This is a genomic window from Paraburkholderia sp. TE9906 (assembly GCF_056279605.1).
Genome location: NZ_JBWCCT010000001.1, coordinates 267,053 through 282,644, shown reverse-complemented (window position 1 = coordinate 282,644; position 15,592 = coordinate 267,053). Strand labels below are relative to the sequence as shown.

The following is a 15,592-nucleotide window of genomic DNA, read 5'->3' as shown; positions in this document are numbered from 1 at the left end:
CCGGCAAAAGCCGCCGCTCTCCATCGGTATGGTGGCCGCTGCGGGCCACCTACCCGCATTGAAGGATAAAACCTGAAGTTTTCCCCTGTTCCGCCGTTAATCCAGCAGTCGGCATGAACCGTCGCGGCGCGCGCTCGCGCGGATGCCGACGACAAGTACAAAGGATACGGAGATGGAACGGTTTCGCCTGAAAGTTCGGCTTTGGCTCGCGCTCGCTGTGATGTGCATGGGTATTCTCGCGATCGGCCTGTGGGGCGCTTTCAAAGCACGCGACACGATGATCGCCGACCGCCAGGCGGAGCTCAAGAGCGTCGTCAGCGTCGCGCACAGCGTGCTGGACCGCTATAACGGTCTCGCCGCGGCCGGCACGCTGCCGCTCGCCGATGCGCAGCGCGCGGCGATGGACGACCTGCGCGCGATGCGCTACGACGGCGCCGGCGGCTACCTCGTGCTGGAAGACAGCCACGCGCGCGTACTGATGCACGCCACGCGCGCCGATCTGGTCGGCAAGGACATGACGGGCGTCACCGATCCGGACGGGCGGCATGTGTTCAAGGAAGGCTCGGAGCAAACCCAGCGCGAAGGCGAAGCGTTCGTCCATCTGCAATTCCCGAAGCCGGGCTCGAGCCAGCTCGCGCCGAAGATCAACTACATGCGGCTCTACAAGCCGTGGGACTGGACCATCGTCACCGGCGTCTACACCGACGACATCGACAGCGCGTTCTACACGGCGCTCATGAAGTACGCGGGCGCCGCGCTGCTGCTGAGCGTGCTGGTGTCGCTCGTGATCGGCGTGATTCTGCGCAGCATCCTGCGGCAGCTCGGCGGCGAACCGGCCTACGCGGCGCAGATCGCCTCGCGGATCGCCGACGGCGATCTCGACGTGGTCGTGGAGACGAAAGCCGGTGACGAGACCAGCCTGCTCGCCGCGATGCGGCGCATGCAGCATCGCCTCGCGCAGGCGATCACGCAGATTCGCGGCGGCGCCATGCTGATCGCGACGGTGTCCCACGAGATCGCCGCCGGCAACGCGGACCTGTCGCGCCGCACCGAGCAGCAGGCGAGCGCGCTCGGCGAAACGGCGTCGAGCATGGAGCAGATCACCGCGACGGTGAAGCAGAACGCCGATAACGCGAAGCAGGCCAGCCAGCTCGCGCACAACGCATCGGAGACGGCGGCGCGCGGCGGCGAAGTGGTCGGCCAGGTGGTCGAGACCATGCGCGGCATCTCGCAGTCGTCGCATCGGATCGGCGACATCATCGGCGTGATCGAGGGGATTGCGTTTCAGACCAACATTCTCGCGTTGAACGCCGCGGTCGAAGCGGCGCGCGCCGGCGAGGAAGGGCGCGGCTTCGCCGTGGTGGCAGGCGAAGTGCGCACGCTCGCGCAACGCAGCGCGGCGGCCGCGAAGGAAATCAAGGCGCTGATCGAGGAGTCGGCGGCGCAGATCGCGGGCGGCTCGCAGTACGTCGGCCGCGCCGGCGACACCATGCAGGAAGTCGTGCTGGCGGTGCGCCGCGTGACGGACATCATGGGCGAGATCAGCGCGGCGTCGGTGGAACAGAGCTCGGGCATCGAGCAGGTCAACATCGCGGTCGCGAGCATGGATCAGACGACCCAGCAAAACGCGGCGCTGGTGGAGGAAGCGAGCGCTTCCGCAGAGGTGCTGAAGGAGCAGACCGGCCAGTTGTCCGCGGCGATTGCGGTGTTCACGCTGCCGCAGCAGCGCTGAACCGGCGCCCGCTCACGCGGGCGCGAAGTAGCTTTCGAGGATATCGACCACGCGCCACAGCGAGCATGGCCGCCGGCAATGGCCGTCGAATCCGGCTTCTTTAAGCGGTCCGATCGGATCGAGCGGCCAGATATTGCTCATGGCCAGCAAAAGGACATTGGCGTGGGCGGGTTCGGCGCGCACCGTGCGGGTGAACTGGTAGCCCGCCGGCGAGTCGAGCCGGGTGTCCAGCAACACCGCGTGAGGACTCCAACGCTTCAGGAAGCACTGCAACCTGTTCAGATCGGCGGCATACATCGCATCGTATCCCTTCACCGAGAGCAGCCGCACCAGCGAGTCGCCGATGGCCTTGTCGCGATGCGCGATCAGGACGCGGCGCGAAGGCTGCTCGGCCGCCGCGCTGCGCCGATTCCAGATCGCAAATTCGGTTTCATCGTCAAGAGATACTCGTCTCGTCACTGGGGCCTCCGCAAGACCTGCATGCGCGAAACATCTAATGTAGTGAAAAAGAAAGGTATGTGGGGGAATTTACCTTTCATCAACAACTACATACTGTAAAAATTGCGCGGTGCCTCCAGCGTCCGACGCAGACAGGGAAGCGAACGGCGCCGGCTTACGCCGCACGCGTCATGCGAGCCCAATTCCCGCGCGAGTGAGCAAACGCTGATTGCGCTCCGAGAGATTCTTCATGCGCAACTGCTTGCCGGCCTTGCGATAGCGCTCGACCAATCCCTGCAACGCGGCCAGCGCGGAATGGTCCGCGAGCAGCAGGTGGCTGCAATCGACCGTCACGCGTTCAGGATCGTCGAGCGGGTCGAACAGTTCGTGAAAACGCGTGGTCGACGCGAAGAAGAGCGTGCCGCGCGGCACGTAGGTTTTGTCGCCGGCGCTGTCTTCGACATGCGCGTGAACTTCGCGGGCATGCTGCCACGCGAAGTTGAGCGCGGCGATCACGATGCCGCACATCACCGCAATCGCCAGATCGGAGAACACGGTGATGATGGTGACCGCGACGATCACCAGCGCGTCGTTGCGCGGCACCTTGCCGAGCACGCGCAGCGAGCCCCAGGCGAAGGTCTGCTGCGCCACCACGAACATCACGCCCACCAGCGCCGCGAGCGGAATGCGTTCGATCAGCGGCGCCAGGAACAGGATGTACATCAGGATCATCACGCCGCTGACGATGCCCGACAGCCGCGAACGGCCGCCCGAATTCAGATTGATCATGGTCTGGCCGATCATCGCGCAGCCGCCCATGCCGCCGAACAGACCCGACGCGATATTCGCCGCGCCCAGCGCCAGGCATTCGCGGTTCGGCTGGCCGCGTGTTTCCGTGATCTCGTCGGTCAGGTTGAAGGTGAGCAGTGTTTCGAGCAAGCCGACGATCGCCATTAGCACCGCGTACGGCAGCACCACGTGCAGCGTGTCCAGATTCAGCGGCACGGTGGGCAGATGCAGCGTGGGCAGGCCGCCTGCGATGTGCGCCATGTCGCCGAGCGTGCGCGTGGGCAGATGCAGCAGTTGCGTGAAGAGCCCCACGCCGACGATCGCCACCAGCGCGGGCGGCGCGGCGCGCGTGAGCCGCGGCAGCAGATAGACGATCGCCATGGTCAGCGCGACGAGGCCGCACATCATCGCCAGCGCACTGCCGTGCAGCCACTGTTCGCCTTGCGGCGTGCTCTGTTTGAAGTGCGCGAGCTGCGCGGTGGCGATGACGATCGCGAGGCCGTTGACGAAGCCCAGCATCACCGGATGCGGGACCATGCGGATCAGCTTGCCGAGGCGCAACGCGCCGAACAGCACCATCAGGATGCCGCTGAGTATCACGGTGGCGAGCAGATATTGCGCGCCGTGCTGCACGACGAGCGCGACGATCACCACCGCCATCGAACCGGCGGCCCCGGAGATCATGCCGGGCCTTCCACCGCACAGCGCGGTGATGGTGCAGATGAAGAACGCACCATAGAGGCCCATCAACGGATTGAGGTGGGCGACCAGCGCGAAGGCGATGCATTCCGGCACCAGCGCGAACGACGAGGTCAGGCCTGCGAGCACATTGCTTCTGATGCCGGGCAGCGCGGCGGGCCGACCGTGAGTGGGACTTGCGGTGTTCATTGTCAACGAGGTGGGGAGCGCGGGAGCGCGTGGGCAAGCGGCGTACGTGGCGAGGCACGTGGCGCGGCGCAAGTTGCGTCCGGCGGCCAGGCGTTCAGCCCTGACCGGAGAGAATCGCAAATTGGCGAAAGGTGTGGATTTTACAGCAGGACGGTTGATGTGACCGGTGAGGCGGGCAAGGTCGCGACCGCAAGGAACACCGCGACCTGACTTGATGCCGACGTCACGCAACCGGCGAGCGGCGGCGTGACGAGAGGCGGGCGCTCAGATGATCAGACGCGACACCTTGGTCCCTTCGACCGACACGCCGGCCATCAGGCCGCCGTTCGTCAGCACGAACGCTTCGACCGGGCTGGTGGCGGTGGACGTGTCGACCGCGCCGTTCGCGCCGACTTTCAGCACCGCGACGGTGGCATCCGCGCCGGCCGCCCATCCCTGGCTGTGGAGGAATGTGTCCAGCGCTTCCTGCGTCATGAACAGGAAGATGAGCGCCTTCGACTGCGCGCCGATCTGCAAACCGAACGATCCCGCGACGGTGCTATAGAAGCCCGTCGTCTGGCCGTTCACCCGCAAAGCGCCTTCGCCGTATTGTCCGCCGACCCAGAAGCCCGCCGAGATGACGGACGGGAACACCAGCACGCCGCGCGCCTTCGCGACCAGCTCGCGCGAACCGTTGACGTTTTCGTAGAGGCGCGCCAGTGTCGCGTCGACACCCGCGTTGATCGTATCGCGCCTGCCGGCATTGGCCGAAGGCGAAGCACTGGAGGACGGCGAAGTCGTCGTGCAACCGGCGAGGCTGAGGCCAGCGGAGGCCAGAGCAGCGCTGCCGGTGAGGATGAATTGTCGTCTGCGCATGTCGGTATTGTCCTTTTACGTTATGGAGGGACGGGAGGGCGGGTGCCGGTTCGCTTCCCGTGCGTATCCGGAGCCATGATGCCTTTGCCCCGCTGGCAGCACGCCCGTACGTCGGTTGCGAATTAGCAAACAGCGTACCCGACCCCGCGCATCTGCGCAGGGACGGCGGAGTTGGATCGGGAGGTGGTGAGGAATCGGCGAGGTCGTGCGTCGCGTGCCGCGCCGTCTGCTGTCAGGCCGCCGGTCGAATGTTCTGGTTGTGGCGGAAAAGATTGTGCGGGTCGTAGCGGCTTTTTACCGCGACGAGCCGTTCGTAGTTCGGCCCATAGGCTTCGGCGACGCGGCCGCCTTCTTCCTGCGTCATGAAGTTGACGTACACGCTGCCGAGCGAGAACGGCGCGGCGGCTTCGAAGAATGCACGCGACCAGGCGATGCAGCGCTCGTCGTCGGCGGCATCGTCCCAGCGGCCGTGGACGTTCATCGCGTACTGCGTATCGCGGCTCGGGTAGGCGGTGGCCGCAACCGGCACGCGCTGCGTCTGCGCGCCGATCTGGCCGAAGAAAATCTCGCACTGCGGCGACGGCAGGTTGCCGATCGCACTGAGCAGCGCGTCGATGAGGCCATCGTCGATGCCGCCGAGATTGTGCGACTTCCAGTAATTGCGCGCACCCGGCGTGAGCAGCGGATCGAACGCCTGCTGCCACATCGTGTACGGCATCGGGCCGAGATGTTCGCCGACCGGCGTCCCGAAGCCGCGTACGGCTTCCACCACGGCGGGCCCGTTGTCGACCGGCCCGCTGTAGCACATCGCGAACACGATCACCGGCGTGCCGTGGACTTCCGGCGGCAGGAACGGCAGCGGCGGCGCAAGCCGCAACACCGCCCACACGCTGAGGTCCTCCGGCATGCCGGCGTGCGCGGCGCGGTACTTGACGAGCGCGTCTTTCGCCTGCGCGATCGGCAGCACGACGAGGCCGCCATATACAAGCGGTCCGATCGGATGCAGCTGGAATTCGAATGACGTGACGACGCCGAAATTGCCGCCGCCGCCGCGTATCGCCCAGAACAGGTCTTCGTGCGAATCCGCGCTGGCGTGGACCAGTTCGCCGTTGGCGGTGACGACGTCCGCCGCCACCAGGTTGTCGACCGTCATGCCGTATTTGCGGCTCAGCCAGCCGAAGCCGCCGCCGAGCGTCAAGCCCGCGACGCCGGTGGTCGAGTTGATGCCGAGCGGTGTCGCGAGCCCGAAGGCCTGGGCTTCATGGTCGAAGTCGTGCAGTGTCGCGCCTGGTTCGACATACGCGCGCCGCGCCTCCGGGTCGATACGCACCGACTTCATCGACGACAGATCGAGCACGAGACCATCGTCGCAAAGCGCGCTGCCGCCGATGTTGTGACCGCCGCCGCGAATCGCCAGCGGCAGGTTGTTGTCGCGCGCGAACGCGACGCCGTAGCGCACGTCGGCGGCGCCCGCGCAACGCAGGATCAGCGCCGGACGCCGGTCGATCATCGCATTCCAGATACTGCGTGCCTGATCGTAGCTCGCATCGCCAGGCAGCAGGAGCTGGCCTCGGATCGCGGATTTCAATTCGTCGGTAGCGCTGCTGGACACGTTAACCATGACTTGCCTCATTGGAGAGTGAACGGCGTTTCCCTCATCGCTATTCGGATGACCAAAGCAAACGGAACGCCAAAACAGAAAGCTGATTGAGAGCTTTGCTTGGGTCCAGTAAACGGGGCAGTTTGGCTAAATCAAACAAAGGTAAACCCGCGCTTGCCGGCGATCTCGCGCAAGCGCTCGCGCGATAAGCGTCCGTGAGCCACGCAGGCGACGATGAGCCGGCCCTGCGCCACGGATGGTGGAAATACTTCGGGAAAAGATCGCGCGGCGAAGTGTTGGATTGCGCCGCGCAGGTGGCTGCGCAGCGACACTTTTGGCCAGGCCTGACGTGCGTGCATGCGGGCCAGCCGCGCTGGAGAATCAGCCCTTCACGAGGCCGCCGTCGACGATCAGATTCTGGCCCGTCACCGCACGCGCCCAGGGCGACAGGAAGAACAGCACTGCGTCGGCGAATTCCTCGGGCGTCGTGACGCGCCGCAGCGGCGTTGAATTCGCGATCAGGTCGAAAACGAATTCCGGGGTGGCCGCGCTCGCGTCGGTGGTGCGCAGCAGACCGCCCGACACCATGTTCACCGTGATGCCGTCGGGACCGAGATCGTGCGCGGCGGTGCGCGTGAGCGACAGCAGTGCGGCTTTGGCCGCCGTGTAGTCGTGATACGGAACCACGGGATTCTGAAACAGATTGGTGCCGACGTTGACGATGCGCCCGAACCCGCGCGAGCGCATGCCGGCCGCGGCCGCCTGCATCGTGTTGAGTGCGCCTTTGAGCGAGCCGTCGAGTTGCTGCTGGAAACGCGGCCAGTCGATGGAGTCGATCGAGGGGCGTCCGTCGCCGTCGAACTGGAAGTCGGCCAGCGCGTTGTTCACGACCGAGACGATGGCCTGACCGGTTTGCGCTTGCGCCTCTTCGAACAGACGCGCGACTGCGGCGGTATCGGTGATGTCCGCCTGCAGCGGCAGCACGCGCTCGCCCAGTTCCTCTCTCAGCGCGTGCGCCAGCGTTTCGCTCTTGCGGTAGTTCACGATCACGCCCGCGCCTTCGCGCACCAACGCTCGCGTGATCGCCGCGCCGAGTCCGCGGGCGCCGCCCGTCACCAGCACCCATTGATCGGATAGAAGCATCTGTTTTTCCTGTTGTCGATGAAGTTGCGAGGTTCGTATTGTCACCTGAGTTGGGGATTGGCTCGCTGTGTGGGATAGCGCACGAAGTGCCCGTCTGCGGTTGAAAGGTCGTGGCAGGTTGGTGAAGGGCTTCTGGGAAGCGCTGTTTTTTGCCGGGTTTTTCGAGCTTTTGCAGTGATGGGTTGTGGTGCCGGGTCGAGGTTGAACAGTGAGTGCGCGCAGCACTTTCTTCGATCCTGTCTGTGGGATTGCGCTCACCCGGTTTCGGCAGCGGCTCGCTTGTGTGCGGATAAACACGCAGAAAGATCCGCGGCGTACGTTTTAACCCTGGTTGGTTGATGAAAATCGCGTTGGATTCGGTTGATGATTATGCGATTCGAGCGGGGAAGTGAGACGCATGGCTTGCGAAACAATAGTTTGGACTGCGTATCTAAATATAAAAAAGTCCGCGCTTTAAGAAGCTCTCGAATTGACTATTTCTGACGGTTCTACCCATGCCGCTAGCGGGCAGTAGATCTGCGATATCGCATTGCGTGGTCTAGCGCACGGTCGCCGTAAGTGGCTCCGCATAACTTCAACGTCCATCAGGCCATGCTGTGCCGTTCTAACGACGAAGTTCGCGCGCAGCCAGTCTCTTCTCTCGGATCACGCCAAATCGGACCGGGATTTTTCGCGGGAGAGGTGCCACGCACGATGCGCTTTTGCATCGCCCGCGGCAGCGTCGACTGGGCTTTGAATTTTCGTTTTTAACAGTGAGCAGAGATTCGTTCGGTATCTGGCCGGTCACTCTAGGTTGATAGTTAGGAGAATGAAATGAAAAAACAGAACGGGGACGCGCGGACATTGGGAACGCGGCGGGCGGTGTTGGCAGTCGCGGTGAGTCTGTATGCGGCGATGGCAGGAGCGCAAACGAATCCGGCGGGGTCGGCGGATCCGTCGACCAGTTCTGCGGGGCTGGTCGTGGCGCAGGCGTCGGCGATGGGTTGTCCGGCCGGAGGGGGGCCTGGTTGCGCGGTGCAGGGCGATGGCTTGTTCGCGCCAGGGCGCGGCGGCCTTGCGGCGGCGAACATCGGATCAACCACGGGTTCGCAAAGCGGCGGCGGGGCTCCGTCGACTGGCTCGGGCAATAGCGGCGGAAACGGTGTGACCAACTCTGGGTCAGGCGGGACTGGTTCGGGGAGCACGGGCGGGAATGGTAGTGGCAGTGGCAGTAGCGGCGGTAATGGCAGCGGCAGTGGCGGCGGGAAGGGCGGGGCGGGGGATGGCGGCTCGGGTGGTAGCGGGCCGGGGGGCGGTGGTGGCGGGGACGGTGGTGACGGCGGTGACGGCGGTGATGGTGGCCATGGAGATGGTGGTCACGGTCATGGGCATGGTGGTCATGGGCATGGCGGCGATGGTGATGGTGGCCATGGCGATGGTGGTCATGGACATGGCGGCGATGGTGACGGTGGTCATGGGCATGGCGGCGATGGCGATGGTGGTCATGGGCATGGCGGCGATGGCGATGGTGGTCATGGGCATGGCGGCGATGGCGATGGTGGTCATGGGCATGGTGGCGATGGTGACGGTGGTCATGGCGATGGTGGTCATGGGCATGGTGGCGATGGTGATGGTGGTCATGGCGATGGTGGTCATGGGCATGGTGGCGATGGTGACGGTGGTCATGGACATGGCGGCGATGGTGATGGTGGCCATGGCGACGGTGGTCATGGGCATGGTGGCGATGGTGACGGCGGCCACGGCGATGGTGGCCATGGCGGCACAGGTCACGGCGATGGCGGCCATGGCGATGGTGGTCACGGCGGCACAGGTCACGGTGACGGCGGTCATGGAGATGGCGGTCATGGAGATGGCGGTCAAGGCGATGGTGGCCATGGCGGCACAGGTCACGGTGACGGCGGTCATGGAGACGGCGGTCAAGGCGATGGTGGTCATGGCGGCACAGGTCACGGTGACGGCGGTCATGGAGACGGCGGTCAAGGCGATGGTGGCCATGGCGGCACAGGTCACGGTGACGGTGGACATGGTGACGGCGGCCACGGCGATGGTGGTCAAGGCGATGGTGGCCATGGCGGCACAGGTCACGGTGACGGTGGACATGGTGACGGCGGCCACGGCGATGGTGGTCACGGCGACGGTGGCCATGGCGGCACAGGTCACGGCGATGGCGGCCAAGGAAACGGCGGCCATGGTGATGGAGGTAATGGCGGCACGGGTCATGGCGACGGTGGTCACGGTGATGGCAACGGGCCGGGCAATGGTGGTCCCGGCAATGGCGGCCATAGTGGTGGGGCGAGTAACGGCGGTCCCGGCAGCGGAGGCGGCCATGGCGGAGGCTCGGGCAACGGCGGTCCCGGCAATGGCGGGAACGGCGGCGGCTCAGGTAACGGTGGCTCCGGCAGCGGAGGCCATGGCGGAGGCTCGGGCAACGGCGGTTCCGGCAATGGCGGTAACGGCGGCGCGGGTGGCGGTGGCTCCGGCAACGGCGGCCATGGCGGAGGCTCGGGCAACGGCGGTTCCGGTAATGGCGGTAACGGCGGCGGCTCAGGTAACGGTGGTTCCGGCAACGGAGGCCATGGCGGTGGCTCGGGCAACGGCGGTTCTGGAAATGGCGGTAACGGCGGCGCGGGTGGCGGCGGTTCCGGCAACGGAGGCCATGGCGGTGGCTCGGGCAACGGCGGTTCTGGAAATGGCGGTAACGGCGGCGCGGGTGGCGGTGGTTCTGGCAACGGAGGCCATGGCGGCGGCTCGGGCAACGGCGGTTCTGGAAATGGCGGTAACGGCGGCGCGGGTGGCGGTGGTTCCGGCAACGGCGGCCATGGCGGCGGCTCGGGCAACGGCGGTTCTGGAAATGGCGGCAACGGCGGTGGCGCGGGTGGCGGTGGTTCCGGCAACGGAGGCCATGGCGGTGGCTCGGGCAACGGCGGTTCTGGAAATGGCGGCAACGGCGGTGGCGCGGGTGGCGGTGGTTCCGGCAACGGAGGCCATGGCGGCGGCTCGGGCAACAGCGGCTCCGGCAATGGCGGTAACGGCGGCGCGGGTGGCGGCGGTTCCGGCAACGGAGGCCATGGCGGTGGCTCGGGCAACGGCGGTTCTGGAAATGGCGGCAACGGCGGCGGCGCAGGTGGCGGTGGTTCCGGCAACGGAGGCCATGGCGGCGGTCCGGGCAACGGCGGCTCCGGCAATGGCGGCAACGGCGGTGGCGCGGGTGGCGGTGGTTCCGGTAACGGAGGCCATGGCGGCGGCTCGGGCAACGGCGGTTCCGGCAACGGCGGCAACGGCGGCGGCGCGGGTGGCGGTGGTTCCGGCAACGGAGGCCATGGCGGCGGTCCGGGCAACGGCGGCTCCGGCAACGGCGGCAACGGCGGTGGCGCGGGTGGCGGCGGTTCCGGTAACGGAGGCCATGGCGGCAACGCCGGCAACGGTGGCCCCGGCAACGGCGGCAACGGCGGCAACGGTGGTCCCGGCGGCAACGGTGGTCCCGGCGGCAACGGTGGCCCCGGCGGCAAGGGCGGCCCAGGCAACGGTGGCTTCGGTTCAGGCCGCGGTGGCTTCGGCGGTGGCTTCGGTGCAGGTCGCGGCGGCTTCGGTGGCGGCTACGGCGGTGGCGGCCAAGGCGGTGGTCACGGAGGGGGCAACCACTAAACGAGGATAGTTTTCTTCACAGTGCGCGGAGGCCGGCAAGCCGACCTCCGCGCCAGAAGCAGGCAGCAGAAACAAGCAACCTACGCAACCCGAGTGGACGACCCCCGTCCACTCACCCTAACGCACCACCCATCTCGATCACACGTTCCTGCACCACCAGAAACACCCTCTCTCGAGTCCCACGTCCTTCCTCGCGCGCTCCCCCGGTAAAGCTTCCAAACGCCGGCAACACGCCACACTCGATCCCGAAACGGAAGCACGGCACCCGCACCGAATCGGTCCGCGTCGTGACCCGATAGACCGGATGCACATGACCTGCGAGCGCATACGCGCCATCAACCCGCTGCGGCAGATGGCACAACGCCCACGGCCCGATGAGCCAGGGCTCCCGTACAGACTCGATAGCCAACGTAGACGGCAGCGCGCCCGCATGCCGGTCGTGATTGCCTTCCACCAGCACCACCCGCAGTCGCGCATGCCGCGCGCGCCACGCATGCAGCGCATCGAGCGTTTCCGGCGCATGCGATTCGCGCGCGTGCAGCAGGTCGCCGAGAAACACGAGCATGGCCGGATCGAATTCCGCGATCAGAATGTCGAGGCGCATCAGATTGTCGGCAGTCGAACCGATCGGCACCGGAATGCCGCGCGCGCGAAACACGGCATCCTTGCCGAAATGCGCATCAGCGACGAACAGACAGCGCAGCACAGGATCGAAACTCGCCCGCAAACTCGACAGCACCAGGGCATGCCCGGCGACGTGGACCGTCAACGAAGATGGCTTCATGTGCGCGCGGCCTTCTCGAGTTCGGCCAGCATCCGCTCGACGCGATCCGCGAGCTTCTCCGTGCTGACCTTCTCGCGCAAGCGTCCGACGATCAGCGGAAACGCAAACGGCGTCGGCTTTTTCGGCCGCGTCACCACCACCCGGCTCGCGATCATGCGTTCGAGCGCGCGGCGCATGCGCTGCGCGTCGAGTTCCTGCAACAGCACTTCGTCATCGGCCTGATTGAGCAGCAGGTTGCCGCGATCGTGCTGACGAAAGATTTCATAGAAAAGGCCACTCGACGCCTGCAATTGCCGCGCGCTTTTCTGCTGACCGGGATGTCCCTGAAACACCAGTCCCGACACGCGTGCGATCTCGCGAAAGCGACGCATCGAGAGTTCCGACGAGTTGAGGCTGGCGAGAATGTCGTGCTCCAGTTCGTTGGGCGAGAGCAGCCCGCTTTGTAATTGCGCGGCCCAATCGAAGGGTTGCGCGGACAGCAGTTCGAAACCATAGTCGTTCATCGAAATCGAAAAGGTGCCGGGCTTCTCGCGCGCGACTCGCCATGCGAGCAATGCGCCGAGGCCGATATGCGCGGTGCGCCCCGCAAACGGATAGCAGAAGAAGTGATGTCCTTCACGCGACTTCACCAGTTCCACCACCAGCACGCCCGGCTCGGGCAACGCCGACCATTTCTGCTGCAATTCGAGCAGCGGCCGCACGGCGCGCATTTCGGGCTCGTCATAGATGCCGTCGGCGGCGCGCGCGAGCATCGTCAGCGTGGCGTCGGCGAGTTCGGACGAGAGCGGCATGCGGCTGCCCGCCCATTGCGGCATCGCTCCGCGCGAGGTCGTGGCGCGCCGCACCCACGCGGTCATGTCCTGCACACGGATCAATTCGAGCGCACGTCCGCCGAAAGTGAAAATATCCCCTGATTTAAGGCGTGAAATGAACGACTCTTCGATCGCGCCGAGGCGCCCGCCCGACAGATACGCGACATTCAACGTGCCATTCGCGACGATGGTGCCGATGTTGTTGCGATGCCGCCGCACCAGATCCTCGCGCGGCACGCGGTACAGTCCGTCGCTTTCGCGCACCACGCGATGGTAGTCGGGGTACGCGCGCAGCGACGTGCCGCCGCCTTCGACAAAGCCGAGCGCCCAGTCGAACTCCGCTTGCGTCAATTGCCGGTAAGCATAGGTGCCGCGAATTTCACCGTATAGTTCACGCGCGTCGAAGCCGCCGCCGATCGCGACCGTGACGAGATGCTGGACCAGCACGTCGAACGGTTTCTCGGGCGTTTCGCGGCCTTCTATCTGACGCTTGTCGACGGCTTCGCGCGCGGCAGCGGCTTCGACCAGTTCGAGCGCATGCGTCGGCACGATCGTCACGCGCGACTGACGGCCAGGCGCATGCCCCGAGCGCCCCGCGCGCTGCATCAAACGCGCCACGCCCTTGGGCGAGCCGATCTGGAACACGCGCTCCACCGGCAGGAAATCGACGCCGAGATCGAGGCTCGACGTACACACCACGACTTTCAGCAAGCCATCCTTGAGGCCTCGCTCGACCCATTCGCGCACTTCCTGATCGAGCGAGCCATGATGTAACGCGATCAGGCCGGCCCATTCGGGCCGCGCTTCGAGCAGCGCCTGATACCAGAGCTCGCATTGCGAGCGGGTATTGGTAAACACGAGCGAGGTTTGCGCTTCACCGATCGCATCGGCGACCGCGCCGACCTGGCGCATGCCCATATGGCCGCCCCAGGGAAAGCGCTCGATGGTATCGGGAATGACCGTATCGACGATCAGCGCTTTGGGCAGCGCTCCATGCACGCTGACGCGCGGCGTCTTCACGGGCGCGAGCAATACGCCGGCGGCGAAGGACAGGTTGCCGAGCGTCGCCGACAAGCCCCACACCTGCAACTCGGGGCGCCAATGCGCAAGACGCGCGAGCGCGAGTTGTGTCTGCGTGCCGCGTTTGTTACCGAGCAACTCATGCCATTCGTCGACGACCACGAGGCGCACGTGCGATAGCACCTCGCGCGCGTCGGGCCGGGTGAGAATGAGCGTCAGGCTTTCGGGTGTCGTGACGAGCGCCGACGGCATGCGCCGGTTCTGTCGCGCGCGTTCGGCCGACGACGTGTCGCCGGTGCGCAGTCCGACGCTCCACGGCACCGCAAGCTCGGCCGCCGAACTTTGCAACGCGCGCGCGGTGTCCGCGGCGAGCGCGCGCATCGGCGTGATCCAGAGCACGGTGAGCGGGTCCGGGTGCGTGCGTGGCGCGCGCTTGCGGGACACGGGTTCGGCCGTCGCGAAGGCGCCCAGCGCGCCGAACCACACGGCCCAGGTTTTGCCCGCGCCGGTGGTCGCGTGCAGCAGGCCGCTCGCGCCCCGGCCGACTTCCGCCCATACGTCGCGTTGAAAATCGAAGGGTTGCCAGCGGCGCGCTTCGAACCATTCGCGGAGTTTGTCGGCAAACGGGCGGCGCGCGGCGGCTTCGTCTAAAGCAAAAGGGAAGGGTTCGAAGGCCGGTTCGCGTGCGTCGAGCCGCGCCTGCTGTTCGCGGCTGCGCGGAATCCGGCGTCCTCGGGGCGCCCGGCGTCGTTCCGGCGCGACGGCAGGTGTGGGAACGAGGGACTCGTGGGAATCAGTCGGCGCGGTCATCGAAAGTACTCTTTGGCATGGGAGTCGCGTGTCGACGAATGGCTCGCGGTGGGTGTCTTATGTGGACTACTGAAGCGTGGCGGTGGTTCACATCGCAGTGCGGTCCGTGGTCAAATGCCGAGGCTTCGCTCGCTCATGCTTGCGCTCGAATCCGCGCCGGCGCATGGCAACGATCCATTCACTATGGGGTTCACGTTGAGTCACACACAGGTATTGCTGCCGCAAACCTCATTGCGAATCGCGGCTGCGCAAGCACAACCGGTTCCCGGCGATGTGGCGGCCAACATCGCGAGAACGGTCGAATTGACCGGTGTTGCCGCCGACCAGGGCGCGAAACTGGTGGTTTTTCCCGAGAAGTTCCTGAGCGGCTACGAGCCGGATCTGATTGCCGGCGACCCCGCGAAGTACGCATTCGACGCACACGATCCGCGACTCGAGCCGATTCGCGCCGTTTGCCGACAGCGCGAGATCGCGGTGATCGTCGGTGCGGCGACGCGCGGTAGGGTGGCTGAAAGTGGCGCTGATGATCTGCATATCTCGTCGCTGATATTCAACCGCTCCGGGGAACAGATCGAGCCGTATCACAAGCAGTATCTCTATAGCAGCGAGACGCGTATTTATCAGCCGGGCTCGCAGGGCTGCATGCTGGAACTCGACGGATGGCGGCTTGCGCTGAGCGTATGCTACGACTCCGGATTTCCCGAGCATGCGCGGCTTGCGGCGGTCAATGGTGCGCATGCTTATCTGGCGAGCGCGCTCTTCAGCGCAAAGACCGGCTATCACCAGTCGCGTATCTGGTTTCCCGCGCGTGCTTTCGACAACACCATGTACGTGCTGTTGTCGAATCACGTCGGTACGACCGGTGGCTGGGCGGCATGTGGCGCGAGTGCAATCTGGAATGCGTACGGCGACGTCATTGCGCAGGCTGGCCGTGATCGCGCCGAAGTGATTGCCGCGCTATTCGATCCGGCGGTGCTGGCCGATGTGCGCGAACGTGAAACGGTGCTTGCCGACTTCAACGCGCGAGGTGAGGTATTGGCGGCTAATAGATACAGGGTGCAACGGCTCGATTGAAG

Annotated in this window: 11 protein-coding genes; 3 read left to right on the top strand and 8 right to left on the bottom strand. The window is 65.7% G+C overall.

Annotated elements, in window-relative coordinates; all coding sequences use genetic code 11:
- The first annotated feature begins 172 nt into the window (after positions 1-172).
- Entirely contained in the window at positions 173-1,732 is a 1,560-nt protein-coding gene (locus ACZ9H4_RS01255; protein ID WP_408151962.1) for a methyl-accepting chemotaxis protein, read from the top strand.
- Positions 1,733-1,744: 12 nt separating this feature from the next.
- On the opposite strand, the gene ACZ9H4_RS01250 is transcribed toward ACZ9H4_RS01255, so the two are convergent.
- The 6 genes from ACZ9H4_RS01250 to ACZ9H4_RS01225 form a co-directional block, all read right to left on the bottom strand.
- Positions 1,745-2,191: a response regulator transcription factor gene (locus ACZ9H4_RS01250; RefSeq protein ID WP_408139119.1), complete on the bottom strand. Its 447-nt coding sequence runs from the start codon at positions 2,189-2,191 to the stop codon at positions 1,745-1,747.
- A 168-nt stretch (positions 2,192-2,359) separates the two neighbouring features.
- A complete protein-coding gene (locus ACZ9H4_RS01245) occupies positions 2,360-3,847 on the bottom strand; it encodes a SulP family inorganic anion transporter (protein WP_476118062.1) in 1,488 nt (495 codons plus the stop codon).
- Between the two features lie 264 nt (positions 3,848-4,111).
- Positions 4,112-4,702 carry a BPSL1445 family SYLF domain-containing lipoprotein gene (locus ACZ9H4_RS01240; protein ID WP_408139115.1) on the bottom strand — a complete coding sequence of 197 codons (591 nt, stop codon included), beginning with the start codon at positions 4,700-4,702 and terminating at the stop codon, positions 4,112-4,114.
- A 232-nt stretch (positions 4,703-4,934) separates the two neighbouring features.
- Positions 4,935-6,323 (bottom strand): FAD-binding oxidoreductase, encoded by a 1,389-nt coding sequence (locus ACZ9H4_RS01235; protein WP_408139113.1) that lies wholly within the window; start codon positions 6,321-6,323, stop codon positions 4,935-4,937.
- Positions 6,324-6,454: 131 nt separating this feature from the next.
- On the bottom strand, positions 6,455-6,661 hold the full coding sequence (locus tag ACZ9H4_RS01230) for a hypothetical protein (protein WP_408139112.1): 207 nt from the start codon (positions 6,659-6,661) through the stop codon (positions 6,455-6,457).
- A gap of 22 nt (positions 6,662-6,683) precedes the next feature.
- Positions 6,684-7,445, bottom strand: a complete 762-nt coding sequence (locus ACZ9H4_RS01225; RefSeq protein ID WP_408139111.1) for a 3-oxoacyl-ACP reductase — start codon at positions 7,443-7,445, stop codon at positions 6,684-6,686.
- Between the two features lie 1,261 nt (positions 7,446-8,706).
- Between ACZ9H4_RS01225 and ACZ9H4_RS01220 the strand changes: the two genes are divergently transcribed.
- A complete protein-coding gene (locus tag ACZ9H4_RS01220; protein ID WP_476118061.1) occupies positions 8,707-11,100 on the top strand; it encodes a hypothetical protein in 2,394 nt (797 codons plus the stop codon).
- Between the two features lie 102 nt (positions 11,101-11,202).
- On the opposite strand, the gene pdeM is transcribed toward ACZ9H4_RS01220, so the two are convergent.
- Positions 11,203-11,874: a ligase-associated DNA damage response endonuclease PdeM gene (gene pdeM, locus ACZ9H4_RS01215; protein WP_408151966.1), complete on the bottom strand. Its 672-nt coding sequence runs from the start codon at positions 11,872-11,874 to the stop codon at positions 11,203-11,205.
- Entirely contained in the window at positions 11,871-14,516 is a 2,646-nt protein-coding gene (locus ACZ9H4_RS01210; protein ID WP_476118060.1) for a ligase-associated DNA damage response DEXH box helicase, read from the bottom strand. The genes pdeM and ACZ9H4_RS01210 overlap by 4 nt, the downstream gene beginning before the upstream one ends.
- A 195-nt stretch (positions 14,517-14,711) precedes the next feature.
- Between ACZ9H4_RS01210 and ACZ9H4_RS01205 the strand changes: the two genes are divergently transcribed.
- Positions 14,712-15,590, top strand: a complete 879-nt coding sequence (locus tag ACZ9H4_RS01205; RefSeq protein ID WP_476118059.1) for a carbon-nitrogen hydrolase family protein — start codon at positions 14,712-14,714, stop codon at positions 15,588-15,590.
- The last annotated feature ends 2 nt before the right edge of the window (positions 15,591-15,592 follow it).